This is a genomic window from Microbispora amethystogenes (genome assembly GCF_016863015.1).
Taxonomy (GTDB): Bacteria; Actinomycetota; Actinomycetes; order Streptosporangiales; family Streptosporangiaceae; genus Microbispora; species Microbispora amethystogenes.
Genome location: NZ_BOOB01000064.1, coordinates 19,958 through 35,567, shown reverse-complemented (window position 1 = coordinate 35,567; position 15,610 = coordinate 19,958). Strand labels below are relative to the sequence as shown.

Annotated in this window: 14 protein-coding genes; 11 read left to right on the top strand and 3 right to left on the bottom strand. The window is 71.8% G+C overall.

The features are described from left to right. Positions 1-124 precede the first annotated feature (124 nt). From Mam01_RS33725 to Mam01_RS33685, 9 genes are read left to right on the top strand one after another with little or no spacing between them, the layout of a single operon-like run. Positions 125-1,483 carry a DegT/DnrJ/EryC1/StrS family aminotransferase gene (locus tag Mam01_RS33725; protein WP_204289222.1) on the top strand — a complete coding sequence of 453 codons (1,359 nt, stop codon included), beginning with the start codon at positions 125-127 and terminating at the stop codon, positions 1,481-1,483. Further along, on the top strand, positions 1,480-2,331 hold the full coding sequence (locus tag Mam01_RS33720) for a transketolase (RefSeq protein ID WP_204289221.1): 852 nt from the start codon (positions 1,480-1,482) through the stop codon (positions 2,329-2,331). The genes Mam01_RS33725 and Mam01_RS33720 overlap by 4 nt, the downstream gene beginning before the upstream one ends. Continuing rightward, positions 2,328-3,341 carry a transketolase family protein gene (locus Mam01_RS33715; RefSeq protein WP_204289220.1) on the top strand — a complete coding sequence of 338 codons (1,014 nt, stop codon included), beginning with the start codon at positions 2,328-2,330 and terminating at the stop codon, positions 3,339-3,341. The genes Mam01_RS33720 and Mam01_RS33715 overlap by 4 nt, the downstream gene beginning before the upstream one ends. Then, on the top strand, positions 3,338-3,514 hold the full coding sequence (locus tag Mam01_RS33710) for a lysine biosynthesis protein LysW (RefSeq protein ID WP_150929950.1): 177 nt from the start codon (positions 3,338-3,340) through the stop codon (positions 3,512-3,514). Before Mam01_RS33715 ends, Mam01_RS33710 begins: the two co-directional genes overlap by 4 nt. 3 nt (positions 3,515-3,517) lie before the next feature. Then, on the top strand, positions 3,518-4,387 hold the full coding sequence (lysX, locus tag Mam01_RS33705; protein WP_204289219.1) for a lysine biosynthesis protein LysX: 870 nt from the start codon (positions 3,518-3,520) through the stop codon (positions 4,385-4,387). Continuing rightward, complete coding sequence (gene argC, locus Mam01_RS33700; RefSeq protein WP_150929954.1) at positions 4,384-5,406, top strand: N-acetyl-gamma-glutamyl-phosphate reductase; 1,023 nt, start codon at positions 4,384-4,386, stop codon at positions 5,404-5,406. Before lysX ends, argC begins: the two co-directional genes overlap by 4 nt. Before the next feature lie 19 nt (positions 5,407-5,425). Further along, positions 5,426-6,253 (top strand): [LysW]-aminoadipate kinase, encoded by an 828-nt coding sequence (locus tag Mam01_RS33695; protein ID WP_204289218.1) that lies wholly within the window; start codon positions 5,426-5,428, stop codon positions 6,251-6,253. Then, on the top strand, positions 6,250-7,353 hold the full coding sequence (locus tag Mam01_RS33690) for a [LysW]-lysine hydrolase (RefSeq protein ID WP_204289217.1): 1,104 nt from the start codon (positions 6,250-6,252) through the stop codon (positions 7,351-7,353). The genes Mam01_RS33695 and Mam01_RS33690 overlap by 4 nt, the downstream gene beginning before the upstream one ends. Continuing rightward, the gene (locus Mam01_RS33685) at positions 7,350-7,760 is read left to right on the top strand and encodes an MmcQ/YjbR family DNA-binding protein (protein WP_204289216.1); all 411 of its coding nucleotides are present in this window, start codon (positions 7,350-7,352) and stop codon (positions 7,758-7,760) included. Before Mam01_RS33690 ends, Mam01_RS33685 begins: the two co-directional genes overlap by 4 nt. A 60-nt stretch (positions 7,761-7,820) precedes the next feature. Here Mam01_RS33685 and Mam01_RS33680 read toward each other — a convergent pair whose 3' ends face one another. Together Mam01_RS33680 and Mam01_RS33675 are read right to left on the bottom strand one after the other, a co-directional pair. Next, positions 7,821-9,815 carry an AfsR/SARP family transcriptional regulator gene (locus Mam01_RS33680; protein WP_204289215.1) on the bottom strand — a complete coding sequence of 665 codons (1,995 nt, stop codon included), beginning with the start codon at positions 9,813-9,815 and terminating at the stop codon, positions 7,821-7,823. Between the two features lie 52 nt (positions 9,816-9,867). Then, positions 9,868-10,215, bottom strand: coding sequence for a chorismate mutase (locus Mam01_RS33675; RefSeq protein ID WP_204289214.1), 348 nt, complete (start codon positions 10,213-10,215; stop codon positions 9,868-9,870). A 614-nt stretch (positions 10,216-10,829) separates the two neighbouring features. Here Mam01_RS33675 and Mam01_RS33670 point away from each other — a divergent pair. Further along, a complete protein-coding gene (locus Mam01_RS33670) occupies positions 10,830-12,188 on the top strand; it encodes an IS701 family transposase (RefSeq protein ID WP_204289213.1) in 1,359 nt (452 codons plus the stop codon). Here Mam01_RS33670 and Mam01_RS33665 read toward each other — a convergent pair. Beyond that, a complete protein-coding gene (locus Mam01_RS33665) occupies positions 12,132-14,045 on the bottom strand; it encodes a helix-turn-helix domain-containing protein (RefSeq protein WP_204289212.1) in 1,914 nt (637 codons plus the stop codon). The genes Mam01_RS33670 and Mam01_RS33665 overlap by 57 nt on opposite strands. 531 nt (positions 14,046-14,576) lie before the next feature. Here Mam01_RS33665 and Mam01_RS33660 point away from each other — a divergent pair. Continuing rightward, positions 14,577-15,341, top strand: coding sequence for a methyltransferase domain-containing protein (locus Mam01_RS33660; protein WP_204289211.1), 765 nt, complete (start codon positions 14,577-14,579; stop codon positions 15,339-15,341). Positions 15,342-15,610 lie beyond the last annotated feature (269 nt).

The window sequence follows — 15,610 nt, the reverse complement described above, 5'->3', positions numbered from 1 at the left end:
CTCGAATCAATACCACGGCGAGAGAAAAGGTGGGCCATTTCAATACCGCCGCGAGAGAACGGATGATTAGCGTGGTCTCCGCCTGACGCCCGAATAAGGGAAATGGTGCGGCAGAAGGAGAGAAATGAAGGCCGATCTGGCGATGTTCGGCGGCAAGCCCGCGGTCCGGCCGGAATACCGCAGACTGGAATGGCCGGTGGTGACGCAGGCTGATCGAGACGCCGTACTCCGCGTGCTCGACCACGGGAAATTCACCGTGGGCGCGAAGGAAGAGCCCGAGATCAGCGGGCTGGAAAGCGAATGGGCCGCGTTCTGCGACACCCGCCACGCGGTGTCGGTCAACAGCGGCACGGTGGCGCTGGAGCTGGCGCTGACCGCGCTCGGCATCGGTCCCGGCGACGAGGTGATCGTGCCGGCCCTGAGCTACGTCGCGACCGCGATGGCTCCCCTCTACCAGCTCGCCGTCCCCGTGTTCGTGGACATCGATCCCGTGTCGTTCAACATCGACGTCACGCAGATCGAGGCGAAGATCACCAACCGCACACGCGCGATCATCCCGGTGCATCTCGGCGGCCTGCCGGCCGACATGGACGAGATCCTGGCGCTGGCGCGCAAGTACGACCTCTACGTCATCGAGGACGCGGTCCAGGCCCAGGGCGGCAAGTACCGCGGCCGTACGGCGGGCTCGATCGGTGACGTCGGCTGCTTCAGCCTCAACGTGGAGAAGAGCATCCCGACCTGCGGCGAGGGCGGGCTGATCGTCACCGACGACGAGCGGGTCGCCGAGCGCTGCCGCAGCCTGCGCATCCTGGGCGAGGATCTGAGCACGGAGGAGCGCCTCTACGTCTCCGCCACCCGGGGGTCGAACCTCAAGCTCAGCGCGGTCCTCGCCGCCTTCACCCGGGCCCAGCTCGACCGCTTCTGGGACTACCAGGTGCGGCGTGAGCAGAACATCCCGGTGTTCCTCAACCGGCTCGCCGAACTGCCCGGCATCGTCCTGCCCTCCGTGCCCGACGACCGCACCCACATGTGGCACATGCTGCGCTTCCGCTTCGACCCGGAGGCCGCGGGGCTGGACGGCATCACGCCCGGCCAGTTCCGGCAGGCGCTACGCCGCGCGCTGCTGGCCGAGGGCGTGCCGCTGACGCACTACCAGATCATCCCGCTGCCGGGCCAGCCGGTGTTCCAGGAGCAGGACGCGTACGGCCGGGGCTACCCCTGGTCGCTGCCGGGGGTCAACCCCCAGCGGTACGACCTGGCCGACTACCCGGTGACCTGCGCCGTCATCGAGGACTCCCTGTGCCTGCGGCGCATGCACCTCAACCCGGACGCCGGGCCGGCTCTGGAGGAGTACGCCGACGCCTTCCAGCGGGTCTGGGAGAACCTCGATGTGATCGGCCGCTTCGCCCGGTCCGCGCCGTACGCCCCGCCGTGGGCGGCGGTGAAGGGCGTCGGCCGCGCGCACGCCGGAGCGGCCGCATGACCGTCGAGACCGTCGCGCGGAGCCCTGAGGGCGCCGTCGACCCGGCCGCGTTGTCCCGCACCGCCCTGGCGGTGCGGGAGCACGTGCTGGCCATCGGCGCCGGGGCCGTCGGCACCCACATAGGGGGGTCGCTGTCGGCCGCGGACATCCTCGTCGCGCTGTACTTCGAGGTCATGCGGGTGCGCCCGCACGAGCCCGGCTGGTCCGGGCGCGACTACTTCGTGCTGAGCAAGGGCCACGCCAGCGCCGCGCTCTACTCCACGCTCGCCGAGCGCGGCTTCTTCCCGCCGTCGGAGCTGGCGAGCTACGGCCACCCGGACGGCAGGCTCATGGCCCACCCCACCCCCGCGGTCCCGGGGGTGGAGTTCGCCACCGGGTCGCTCGGCCACGGCCTGTCCCTCGCCGTCGGCCTGGCGCTCGCGGCCAAGCGGGCCGGGCGCGCCAACCGCGTGTTCGTCCTGCTCGGCGACGGCGAACTGCAGGAGGGCACGGTGTGGGAGGCCGCGATGTCGGCGGCGCACTACCGGCTCGACAACCTCACCGCCGTGGTCGACCGCAACCGGCTGCAGATCAACGGCTCCACGGAGGACCGGATGCGGCTGGAGCCACTGGCCGACCGGTGGCGCGCGTTCGGCTGGCAGGTGTCGCACGCCGACGGGCACGACTTCGCCGAACTGGTGCCCGCCCTGCGCACCCCGCCCGTGCCGGGAGGCCCGGCCGTGCTGATCGCCGACACCGTGAAGGGCCGGGGGGTGCGCCACCTGGAGCACCGCAAGCAGAGTCACTTCGCCAAGCTCGGCCCCGACGCGTACCAGCGGGCCCTGGCCGCGCTGCGAGCCGCGGCATGACCACCACGCGCGAGCGCGGCGCCCCGGCCCGGGCGCCGGCGCCCGACTCCGACCGCGCCGCCTACCGGGCCACACTGCTGGAGCTGGCCCGGGCGGACGGCCGCGTCTGGTGCCTCGACTCCGACATGGGCGGGCTGGAACGGCAGTTCGAGGCGGAACTGCCGGGCCAGTACGTCGACCTGGGCATCGCCGAGGCCAACCTGATCACCGTCGCGGCGGCGGTGGCGAGCACCGGCGTCCTTCCGTTCGTCAACACGATGGCGGCCTTCGCCTCGGCGCGGGCCCTGGAACAAGTCAAGATCGACGTCGCCTACCACGCGCTTCCGGTGCGGATCGTCGGCACGCACTCCGGGCTGTCCGCCGCCCACCTCGGCCCCACGCACCACGCCCAGCAGGACCTCGCGATCATGCGGGGCCTGCCGAACATGACCGTGATGACGCCCGCGGACCCCGCGGAGACCGTCCGCATGGTCCGGGCCGCGGCCTACCTGCCGGGGCCGGTCTACATCAGGCTCGGCCGCAACCCGACGCCTCCGGTCCACGCCGGCGACGACGGCTTCACCGTGGGCCGGGCGGTACGGCTGCGCGCGGGCGGCGACGTGACGATCGTGGCCGCGGGCGCCCTTCCCGTACGGTTCGCGCTCGACGCGGCGCGCCGGCTCGCCGCGGCGGGGATCGAGGCGTGCGTGCTCAACATGCACACGATCAAACCGCTCGACGTCGCCGCCCTGGTGGAGGCGGCGGAGACGACCGCGGGCGTCGTGACCGTCGAGGACCACTCCGTGCTCGGCGGGCTCGGCGGCGCGGTCGCGGAAACCCTGGCCGAGCACCACCCGGCGCGGGTGGTGCGCGTGGGCGTCGGCGACGCGTTCTGCTCCCGGCCCGGCAGTCACGAGGAACAGCTCGCGCAGTGCGGCGTGTCGCGGGACCACGTGGTCCGCGCGGCCGAGTCCGTCCTGCGCGGTCGTCCGGATGTTCGCACCAGCACCGAACAAGGAGAGTCTCCATGACCGTCGCAGTGAGCACCTGTCCCGACTGCACCGAGGCCGTACCCACGTCCTCGGACCTGCGGGTGACGTCCATCGTCGTATGCCCGGCCTGCCAGGCGGAGCTCGAGGTCATCGGCCTCGACCCCGCCGAGTTCGCGCTCGCGCCGGAGATCGAGGAAGACTTCGGGGAGTAGAACGTGACAATCAGCGCTGGTCAGGACGGTCCGCTCGCCGTCCTGACCACCCGCACGCGCCTCGAGGAACGCTTGATCTTCGAGGCCCTCGAACGGCGCGGCGAGCCGTACGAGCAGATCGACGAGCGCCGGGTGATCGGCGACCTCGGCGCGCCCGTCGCGGGCCGCTACCGGGGCGTGCTCAACCGGAGCATGTCCCACACGCGCAGTCTGTACGCGGCGCGCCTCTTCGAGGCCGGGAACCTCCCGGTCTTCAACTCCAGCGCCGTGATCGAGACGTGCGGCGACAAGATCCTCACCTCGCTGGCGCTGGCCGGCGCCGGGATACCGACACCGGAGACGGTCGTCGCGCTCACTCCCGACGCCGCACTGGAGGCCATCGAACGCATCGGCTACCCGGCCGTGGTCAAACCGGCCGTCGGATCGTGGGGCCGGCTGCTGGCCAAGGTCAACGACCGCGACGCGGCCGAGGCGCTGATCGAGCACAAGCAGTCGCTGCGCTCGCCGGTGCACTCGGTCTTCTACGTGCAGGAGTACATCGACAAGCCGGGCCGCGACCTCAGGGTGATCGTGCTCGGCGACGAGGTGGTGGCCGCGGTCTACCGCCGGTCCGGCCACTGGATCACCAACACCGCCCGCGGCGCGTCCACGGAGCGGTGCGCTCTCACCGACGACCTGGTGAAGCTCTCACTGCGGGCGGCCCAGGCGGTCGGCGGCGGCATGCTCGCGGTGGACCTGATCGAGCGCTCCACCGGGGAACTGCTCGTCACCGAGGTGAACCACACCATGGAGTTCCACGGGCTCATCCAGGCGACCGAGGTGGATCTGGCCGACCTCGTCGTCGGCCACGTCCTCGGAGCGCTGGCACGATGAGGGCCGCCGTCGTCGGCGGCAGCGGCTACATCGGCGGTGAGATCGTCCGGCTGCTGCTGCGTCATCCGCACATCGAACTGGCACAGGTCACCTCGGAACGGCAGGCCGGGCGCCCCCTGCGGGTCTCCCACCCGAACCTGCGCGGCCAGACCGACCTGTGCTTCACCCGTGAGGAGGACCTGTCGCCCTGCGACGTCGTCTTCCTCGCGACCCCGCACGGCACGTCGATGCGCTCCGTCGAACGCTGGTCGGGGCTCGCGCCGACGGTCGTGGACCTCAGCGCGGACTTCCGGATCCACGACCCGGCGAGGCGGGCGCGCTTCTACCCCGGGCCGCCGCCCGACCCCGCCTGGCTGGCCCGCTTCCAGCCCGGCATCCCCGAGCTCAACCGGGACGGGCTGCGCGGCGCCACCCACATCGCGGTGGCCGGCTGCATGGCCAACGCGGCGATCCTCGCGCTGCACCCGCTGGCGGCCGAGGGGCTGATCGGCGGCCCGGTCGTCGTCGACGCCCGTACGGGCTCCAGCGGCGGCGGACGGACGCCCGACGAGGGCAGCCACCATCCCGAGCGCAGCGGCGCGATGCGGATGGCCAAGCCCCACGGGCACCGCCACACCGCGGAGATCGAGCAGGCGTGCGGGATCACGGCCCACATGTCGGTGACCGCCGTGGAGGCGGTGCGCGGGGTGCAGGTCGCCTGCCACGTCACCCCCTCCCGCACGGTCACCGAACGCGAACTGTGGGCCGTCTACCGCAAGGCGTACGGCGAGGAGCCGTTCGTCCGCGTGATCAGGGAACGCTCGGCGCTGCACCGCATGCCGGAACCGAAGATCCTCTCCGGCAGCAACTTCTGCGACATCGGGCTGGCCCTCGCCCCCGGCGGCGACCACCTGGTGGTGGTGGCCGCACTGGACAACCTGGTGAAGGGAGGTGCCGGAAATGCCGTCCAGTGCCTCAACATCGCCGCTGACTGGGAGGAGACCGCAGGACTCGACTTCGTCGGGCTCCATCCCATCTGACACCCGGTCGGAACGGTACGTGATCAAGGTCGGCGGGTCGCTCGGCGCGGACATGTCCCGGGCGTGCGCCGACATCCGCGCGCTGGTGGACCGCGGCGACAGCGTCGTCGTGGTCCACGGCGGCGGCGCCGAGGCCGACCGGCTCGCGGACGAACTCGGCCGCCCGAAGCGGTACCTGACCGCGTCCGGCGGGCGCCGCAGCCGGTACACCGACGCGGCGGCGCTCGACGTGCTCGTCCTCGGCATGCTCGGCCGCCTGAAGCCCCCGCTGGTGACCGAGCTGCTCCGGCTCGGCGTCCGCGCGGTGGGCCTGTCGGGAGCCGACGGCGGGATGGTCACCGCCCGCCGGACCCCTCCGGCGAACGTCGTCGTGGACGGCGTCCGGCGGGTGGTCCGCGACGACCTGTCCGGGCGGATCTCGGCGGTGGACGCCCACCTGCCGCGGACCCTGCTCGCGGCGGGGTACGTGCCGGTGATCTCACCGCCCGCGTACGACCCGGAGGCGGACCCGGAGTCCGGCGCCGGGCTGCTCAACGTGGACGCCGACCGGTTCGCCGCGCGTCTCGCGGTCGCGCTGGAGGCCGACTGGCTCGTCATCCTGTCCAACGTGCCGGGGCTCCTGCGGGACCCCGGCGACCCCGGCAGCCTGGTGGCCGAGATTCCGTGCGAGGACCTCGCCGGATATCTCGACCTGGCCGGCGGGCGCATGAAGGTCAAACTGCGGACCGCGGGCGAGGCGTGCCTGGCGGGAGTGCCGCACGTCGTCCTCGGCGACGGGCGCGGTCCCTCGCCGGTGCTCGCCGCGCGGGCGGGAGCAGGAACCACCCTCGTCAAAGGAGTGCCATGACCAGCAGCGTGACCAGCGGTGCGAACAGCGGTACTGCGAACAGCGGCACCACGAGCAGGGCCGAGTCCCTGCTCCGCCGCATGGTGGAGGTGCCCTCGACGACGGGTGAGGAGGCCGAACTGGCCTCCCTGCTCGCCCGCGAACTGCCCGAGTGGGGCTTTCGCAGCCATATCGACGAGGTGGGCAACGTGATCGGCAGGCGGGGCGACCCCGACGCGCCTATGATCATGCTGATGGGCCACATGGACACCGTGCCCGGCGACATCCCGGTCCGGCAGGAGGGCTCCCTCCTGTACGGGCGGGGCACCGTCGACGCCAAGGGACCGCTCGCCACGATGATCGCGGCCGCCGCCGCGGCCGACCTGCGCGGCATGCAGGTGGTGGTGGCGGGGGTCGTCGAGGAGGAGACCTTCGGGAAGGGCGCGCAGCACCTCGCCGAGACCTTCCGGCCGGACGTCGCCGTCGTCGGCGAGCCCAACGGCTGGGCGGGCGTCGGCATCGGCTACAAGGGCCGCGTCATGATGCGCTACGACGTCAGCCGGCCGGCGGTGCACACGGCCAGCCCGGAGGAGAAGGCCACCGAGGCCGCGGCCCTCTTCTGGGACCGGGTCCGGTCCTACTGCGACTCCTACTGCGAGGTGGTGGCGGCGGGCGACCGGGCCTTCGACCGTCCCGTCCCCACGCTGAACGACATCACCGGCACGATCGAGCGGGCGCTGATGACCGTGTCCGTACGCACCCCGCCGGGGTTCGACCTGTCGGCCTTCGAGCGCTTCGTCACGGACGCCGCGCGCGACGGGACGCTCTACGTCGACGACCGGACGCCGCCGGTGCGGGTGGACCCCGCGGGACCCGCCGTACGCGCGCTGTGCGCCGGCATCCGGCGCCGGGGGGAGCGGCCGAAGCTCAAGCTGAAGACCGGGACCGCCGACCTGAACATCGTGGAGCCCCGCTGGCAGGTGCCCATGGCGGTCTACGGTCCCGGTGACTCCAGCCTCGACCACACCGATCGCGAGCACATCGACCTGGTCGAGTACGGCAGGGCCGTGGAGGTCCTGCGTGAGGCGCTCGGGATCCTCGCCCAGGCGGAGTGGCGTTGACGGCGGAGGTTCCCGGCGAGATCCTGGCCCGCCTCCGGGAGGCCTGCCTGCGTCTGCCCGAGGCATACGAGGAGCAGGCGTGGGTGGGCACCCGGTGGCGGGTGGGCAAGAAGACCTTCGCCCACGTGCTTGTGGTCCAGGACGGCCGGCCGCCCGCGTACGCGCGGGCGGCCGGCACGCCCGGGCCGGCGGTCGTGCTGACGTTCCGGTCGTCCGGGGAGGAACTGGCCGCCCTGGGCGGCCTCGGCCATCCGTTCTTCCGGCCGCCCTGGTTCCCCGACATCGTCGGCATGGTCGTCGAGGCGGACGTGGACTGGTCCGAGGTGACGGAGTTGCTCGCCGAGAGCTACCGCCACCTGGCGCCCAGGAGGCTGGCCGAACGGCTGGACCCGCCGCCCGGCCGCTGAACCTCCCCGGCCCCGGCGGCTCTGCCGCCGGGCATGCCGGGGTCGTCGTCGGCCGTGACATCACACGCTCGTCGCGACGAGCGGCTCGCGGAGCTCCGCGAGGTTGGGCCGCTCCTGCGCGAGCCACACGTCGGCGTACTGCGTGATGTCGCGGATGATGGTCCGGCCGATGCGCAGCACGGAGGCCGGCGCGGGGCGCGTCAGCCCGTTGCGGGGCGATCGGAGGGCCACCCGCGCGTGCTCCTCCAGCCACGAGAACACGTCGAGGAGCCGGTCGCGGGCCTTGGCGCGGGTCGTCGCGTCCAGCTCCGCGGTCGCGAGCGCGCGGGCCCGGATCCGCACCAGCGAGTGGAACTCGTAGCGGGAGCCGCCAAGGCCGTCCTCGCTGACCACGTCGAGCACCTGGTGGTCGACCAGGAGGTCGAGCAGCCGCTGCGCCTCGTCCTCCGACAGGTCGGCGACCGCGGCCGCCGCCCAGGCCGACACGTGCGTCAGGTTCATGACACTCAGCAGCAGCCACAGCGTGCGGGCCACGTCGGGCAGCCGTTCCGCCGAGGCGACGAGCCGCGCGCCGGTGTCCAGGGAGCCGTAGGTCAGCTCGGTGATCCTGCGGTCCTCGTCCGACAGGCGGTCGACGAACCGGTCGAGCCGGTAGGCCGGGCGGGCGTTGAGGCGGGCGGCGGCGGCCCGGATCGCCAGCGGCAGGTGCCCGCAGCGTTCGACGACCAGCCGGGCGCTCTCCGGCTCCTGGGCGACGCGCTCCGCCCCCACGAGCTGGGCGAGCAGCTGCACGCCCTCGGCGGTGGTGAGCCCGTCGACGCGGCGCATCGCGACGCCGGGCGCCTGGATCATGCTGGGCTGGCTGGTGCACAGCACCACGCTCCCCCGGTCGCCGGGCAGCAGCGGCTCGATCTGCTCGTAGTCGGCCACGTCGTCCAGCAGGATGAGCAGGCGGCGCCCGGCGCTCACGCTGCGGAACAGCGTCGCGCGGCCGGACAGGTCCGGCGGCACGCTCCGCTGCGGCACCCCCAGCGCGTGCAGGAACTCCGCGAGCACGTCGGCCGCCTGCCGGGGTTCGGTGCTGCCGCGCAGGTTGGCGTGGATCTGCCCGTCCGGGTAGTGGTCGCGCACCTTGTGCGCCGCGTGGACGGCCAGCGCCGTCTTGCCCACGCCGCCGCGGCCCACCAGGGCGATGACCCGCGGCCGGTCGGTCCGGTCCTGGTTGAGCTCCCGGCACAGCCACTCGACCTGGTCGAGCCTGCCGGTGAAGTCGCCGACGCCGGCGGGCAGCTGGGCGGGGATCTTCGCCGCGTGCCGGGCGCGCTGCGGGAACGGCGAGGGGACGGGCTGCCCGGCGATGATCCGGCGGTGCAGGTCCTGCAGGCGCGCGCAGGGGTCGAGGCCGAGGTTGTTGACCAGTGCGGTACGGCCGGCGCGGTACACCGCCAGCGCGTCCGCGCGCCGGTCGGACAGGTACAGCGCCGTCATGAGCTTGGCGCGCAGATGCTCGCGCAGCGGGTGCTCCTCCACGAGCAGCCGCAGCTCGCCCACGAGCTCGCGGTGCCTGCCCATGGCGAGTTCGAGGTCGAGGCACTCCTCCAGCACCGACAGCCTGCGCTCGGCCCAGTAGGTGGCGACCGCCTCGATCACCGCGCTGTCGAGTTCCGCGAGCGGCTGGCCGCGGAACAGCGACAGGGCCGCGCGGTACTCCTCCGCCGCGCCGCCGAGATCACCGTCCTCCACCCTGCTCCGCCCGCGGGCCACGGCCCGCTCGAACAGCCACGCGTCCAGGCCCGACTCGCCCAGGCGCAGCCGGTATCCCCCCTGCGTGGTCTCGATGATGTTCGCGGGCGCGCCGGCCGCCTCGAAGACGGAACGCAGCCGCCACACACAGGTCTGGATCTGCTTGTCCGCCGTGATCGGCGAGGAGTCCCCCCAGACCGCGTCGATGATTCTCCCCACCGACACGATCTTGTTCGCTTCGGTCGCCAGAAGCGCGAGAACGGTCAGCTGCCTGTTCTTGGCGAGCTTGACGACCGTATTTCCCACACTCACCTGAAAGGGGCCGAGAATTCGAAAGAATACGTCGCCCTCATCTGTCTCGGTATTACACTCGGGTCCCATCGGCTACGCCTCCAGCTCCGCCTGACCGGGTATGTTCAGAGGTGCGGGGTCCGATCGACGTTCCCATGATTCCCGCTTCCAGCCGGCATGCCTCGTCGATGAGGAGAACGGCCACCCGGACCAGCAGGTCCGGTGACACGCCCAGCTCCCGCGCCCGGCCGGCGTAGGCTTCGCGAACTGCGGTGACGCGGTCCGGCTGCATCATGGAAATCCCCTCGGCCAACTTCACGTGAGCCACCTGAGCACACAGCCCGAGACGTTCGGCGATGATTTCCGCCAATTTCCGGTCGAGGCCGTCTATTTGCGCTCTTAGTGCGTTGAGTTTCGCCACGGGAAACGTCCCTTCGAACCAACGGATGCGCCGGCGGCGCGGCAGAATGAGGCGCGCACTCGGCAAAGTTAGATGTTTGATCTCTTAGGGCGGTATCATGACGTTCCCCCCTTACTCCCGGTGTGCGGCAACTTCCCGGTATGTGGAGGATCGTCCGGGAGGCCTGGGGGGGCGTCAACGGATATTCTCAAAATCCGTCAGGTCTGTGGTAAGGCAGATTTCTCAAGATTATCGCCATTTTGACCAGCTTTGAGACCCGCCGCACACGGTGACCAGGGGCCGGTCTCCGCCCGGCCCGCCACCGTCGGGCCGGCACCGGCCCGCAGGCCGCGCCGCCGCCCCACTCCCACAGCCGCGGGCCGTACGGACCTCGGCGCGGTGGCCGTGCCACACGGCCGCGCCTGCCGGGTATCCGCCCATGGTGGCCCGGCCACACTTCGGGCGAGTGACCGGCGCGAGAAGATCGCGGACCGGGGGGCGCGAACGGGGCGCAGGGTGGCGCCGTCACCACCGCGGCCCGGCACATGAGGGTGAGCGCATCTAGGCGCGCGCCGCGCCCGCGGCCGATGGTGGAGGCGACACGTCCGCCCGCCATTCGCCCGGGGTGACCCACCATGCGCGACACGCGCAGCGCCGATCCCGACCGCATCCTGCCCGCCGAGATCCTGCCCGCCGAGCTCTGCGCGGCGCTCTTCGCGCCCCTCCCCCGCCGCGACCAGCGCCGCAGGGGAATGGACTACCTGTACGGACTGCTGACCGCGACCGGACGCAAGTCGATCAGGAACATCGCCGGCGTGATCGGCGGCCCGGCCGCCGAGCAGAGCCTGCACCACTTCGTCTGCGACTCGACCTGGGACTGGATGCCGGTGCGGCAGGCGCTGGCCGAGTACGTGATCGGTGTCGCCCCGCCACAGGCCTGGGTCGTGCGGCCGGTGCTCATCCCCAAGGCGGGCGAGCACTCGGTGGGCGTGGACCGGCGCTTCTTCCCGGGTCTCGGTCAGGTGGGCACCGCCCAGCTGGCCATGGGCGTGTGGCTGGCGTCCGAGCAGCTGTGCAGCCCGGTGAACTGGAGACTGCACCTGCCGGACGCGTGGCTGGACGACAGCCGGCGGCGCAGCCGGGCCGCCATCCCCGAGGGCGCCGCCGCCGACACGCCGTCCGGCTGCGCGGTGAACGCCTTCCTTGACCTGTCCGCGTGGGACCTGCCCGTACGGCCGGTCGTGCTCGACGCGCGGGAGCTCGACGTCCACGTTCTCGCGCGAGGGCTCGGCGACGCCGGCGTCCCGCTGCTCGCCAGGATCGACGGCGAACAGCAGCTCTGCCTTCCCGGCCTGTCGCGGACCCTCTCCGCCCGGCAGATCATGTCGGCGGCGCGGCACACCCGGCGCCGCGTCGAGGTGCCGGACACCGACTCCGGGCGGCACACCCGCCTGGTGGCCACGGCCTCCGTCGTGGCGCCGCACCGCCACGACGGAGGCGCCGTCCCCCGTCTTCCGCAGGTCTCACATACGGAGCCCCCGCATCCGGGGGCAGCACTGGCCGGGGCCGTACAGTCGGGGGTTGTACGGCCCCGTTCCGCGCGACCGGGAGGCGCTCCCGTGAGCAGGTCGGCCGGGACCGCCGACGCGGGCGGCCCCGACCGAGAGCTGCTCCTCATGGGGATCTCCGGAATCGGCGAGGCGCGGCCCGGCGAGCTGTGGCTCACCAACCTGAACACGCCGGATCTCACCGCACTGGTCAGGCTGACCCGGCTGCTCCGGCTCGTCGACGAGGACTTCGCCGACGTCTCCGACGACGTGGGAATGCGGGACTTCACCGGCCGGTCGTTCTCCGGATGGCACCGCCACACCACGCTGGCTTCGGCCGCCTGCGCCGTCTCGATCCTCACCGAGCGGGACAGGACCGCGGCGCGCGGCTCACCCGCCTTCCCTCCCGACGCCGGGTGTGATGGAACCACCGAGCAGGTGGCGTAGGCGCACGAGCCGGAGCGCCAGCTGGATGTCAAGGGACCGCTCGGTGTCCTGCCAGCCCGGGCCGAGCAGCTCGCCGATGCGTTCCAGGCGACGGGACACGGTGTTGGGGTGGACGTGCAGCTTCTCGGCGGCGTACGTGGGACTGCTCCCCGACTCGAAGTACGCCCCGAGCGTCAGGACCAGTTCGGTGGACCGCTGCCGGTCGTAGTCCAGCACGGGCCCGATCGCCGCGGAGATGAATCCGTCGATGTCCGGGCTGTCGGCCAGCAGGACGCCCAGGAAGCCGAGATCGCCGACCGAGGCCGCTGAGCCGCCGGCCCCGAGGGTCGTCATCGCCTCCAGGCAGCGCAGCGCCTCGGCGAATCCGGACCTGACCGACGCGGGGTCGGAGACCGGCCCCGCCGCGGCGACCGTCACCGGACTGTCCAGCAGGGGGGACAGCTTGGCGGAGACGGCCCGCGCGGCCGCCCCCGGGTCGGACCCCATGAGCAGCAGCACGTTGCACCCGTTCTTGACCGTGTGCAGGCCGCCCATGCTGTGGGCGTACGACGCGGCCCACACCGCGGCCTTCCCCCTGGCGGCGCCGTCCGTACGGCTCAGCACGACGACATGGTCGGTGTCGAGGTCGATGCCGAGCCACCGGGCCCGCTTGCGCAGTCGCTGGGCCGGGCGCGGCGGGTTCGCGAGAAGGTCGTCGAGCAGTTCGCCCCGGTCACCCGCTTCGAGCATGCCCGGTTTGCGGTCCAGCAGCACGAGCACCGCGGCGACCTGCGCGACCATGCCGAGTAACCGCCGCGCCCACTCGTCGAGCGGCTCCGTGGGGAACACCATCAGGGTCCCGAGGTGTCCGTCGCCGGCGAGGACCGGCGCCGCCCACATGCCCTCCAGGCAGAACGGCTCCCGCGCGGCGTGCGCGTTCATCCGGGCCAGCAGGACGAGGTCCTCGCGTTCCGGCAGCCGTCCCGCCGTGGCCAGGACCGTGCCGTCGGCGCCGCGCAGCTGGACCGAGGCCCGCAGGCGGTGCGCGGCCTCCTCGGTCAGCGTCTGGAAGTTCCCGCCGGAGAGCGCCATGTCCATGAGCCCCTGGTGCACCTCGGTGAGGTCCGCCAGGCTGCCGAGCTGGGTCTCCGCCTCCTCCGCCCGGATGCGCAGCGCCTCAGCCCGGCTGGTGGCCACCTCCAGCCACCGGGCTTTCTCGATCATGGCGCTGGCGAGGCTCGCCAGCGAGCTCAGCAGCGAGATCTCGTCCACCTTGAAGTGGCGGACGTTCCGGTCGCCGACGTACAGGATGCCGAAGGGCGCCTTCTCGTACACGAGCGGTGCGGCCATGATCGCGTGCAGCCCCTCCGCCCGCACGACCTCGTCGGTCCGCTCGCTGTGGACGAATCGCTGGTCCACCAGGTAGTCGGGGGTCCAGAACGGCAGGCTGTCGGTGAGCACCTTGCGCCCCACCCCCCCGGTGTTCGGCAGCCGCAGCCCCACGCTGAGCATCGAGGTGTGCCCGTCCGCCGCGCGGATGCACACCTCCTTCAGGTCGTCGTCCGGCATGCCGATGTAGGCCATGTCCACGCGCAGCAGCAGCCGCGCCCGCCTGGTCGTCACGTTGAGCAGGACGTCGAGGTCCGGCGGCTTGGCGAGCTCCCTGGCCGTGTCGACGAGCGTCGCGAAGGTCCCCTCACGCTGCTGGTGCCGTTCGAGCTGGGCGTGCACCGCGAGGCTCAGGCGCTTGGCCCGCTCCAGCTCCTCGAGTCCTTCCCCGGTCACCCCGTTCCTCCGCGCCACGGCCACGACCATCTCGAACTCGTCCGGCGACCCCTCCCTCGCCAGGAGTTCGAGAAAGGACAGCGTGTCAGCCATACAACGCCTCGCAATCGGGAAACTGGCGGGGCTCGCGACCGTCGGGGCGGGGGTTGCGGGGGAACCCGTGCGGCGGGCACGGGGACGAAACGGCGAGTATAACCCGTTGACTCGTCGGCACAGCAGGGCCCTTTCGTGGGATGTTGGAGGCCGGTCACGAGATGCAGGCTCGTCACTTGATAGGCGAAATGTCCGTCCTTACCGTCTACATGTCAACTAGACGACAAGCTGACACAGACCTTCACCCCGTGTCGAATTGACCGGCAGGTGCGGCTTCCACGGCCGCGACACGTCCGGTTGTGTTGATCATAAGCGCCGCCGACCGCCGCGCGACCCCGCCGAACACCCCTGACCGCCTCCTGTCCACGCGCCGCCGACCCGCCCGCTCCGGGTTCGCACCATCGGGCCGCCCGGTGGCTGCGTCACCATCCGAGACGGGAAAGTGTGTTGTGCCGCAACCTTTCCCGGCGTTCCCTCGCCGGGTGAAAGTTAGCGTAAGCCCTATTCCCGACAAGGAGGGAGACAAACGACGTGACCCTGGAGGCCAAGAGTTACTTACGCTCGCTCGAACGAAGTCAACGCTCGCGAACACGCACGGACCGCCCGAGCGTGTTCAGCATGTACGACCGGGAATGGGACCTCCTGCCCGAGGTTTTCGCTCCCATCTATTCTCCTTCCACCCAGATCGCGATGGGATTCCTGGGACTCGCGGAAGGATCGGACGCTCCTCGCTGGGGCTCTCTTCTGGAAATGGGATCGGGTTCCGGGCTGATCTCCGTGTCGGCCGCGCTGGCGGGGTGCGCGCACGTGGTGGCGCTCGACATCAACCCGGACGCGGCCCGCAACACGGCGATGAACGCCTCGCGCCACGGCGTGGCCGACCGGGTGGACGCCCGGTGCAGCGACCTGTTCGAGGGGCTCGCCGAGGGCGAGCGCTTCGACCTCGTTTTCTGGAGTTCGAACTACGTGCTGGCGCCGCCCGGATTCGAATACGCCAACATGCACGACCGGGCGTACGTCGACGCGGGTTACCACGCGCACCGCCGCTTTCTCGAGGAAGCGCCGAAGTGGCTCACCCCGGACGGCGTCGCGCTGATTCATTTCAGCACCCGCGGCGATCTGGTGGCCCTTCTGCGGGGCGCCGGGGACGGCGACCGCAGCCTGCGCCTGCTGGCCGACCGGACGGTGCGGGAAGGAGAGCTCGACATCGAGCACATGCTGCTCGAAGTGACGGTGAGCACTCCCCGGCGGCGGGATCTCGCCTTCGCCGGATCGGACGCCGCCGCGCACGCGTGATCGGCTGAAGTCCGTTCAGGATTCATCGGAGACATCACCCTCCGCCTTCGCGGTTCGTCCCACGCCACGCGACTCGTTCGCGAATCTGGGCAGGACACCGTATCGACCCCCAGGCCAACGCGACATTCCGCGTGTTCGGCACATCGATCCGCGTGCGGGCGCGGGTAACCGCCCTGACGCGTCACGCGGTTCTTCGCAGCCATGCGGGACGCCACGCCTTTTCCCCCGAACCCAGAACCTCTCCCGCGAAACCTCTCCCGCGACACGAA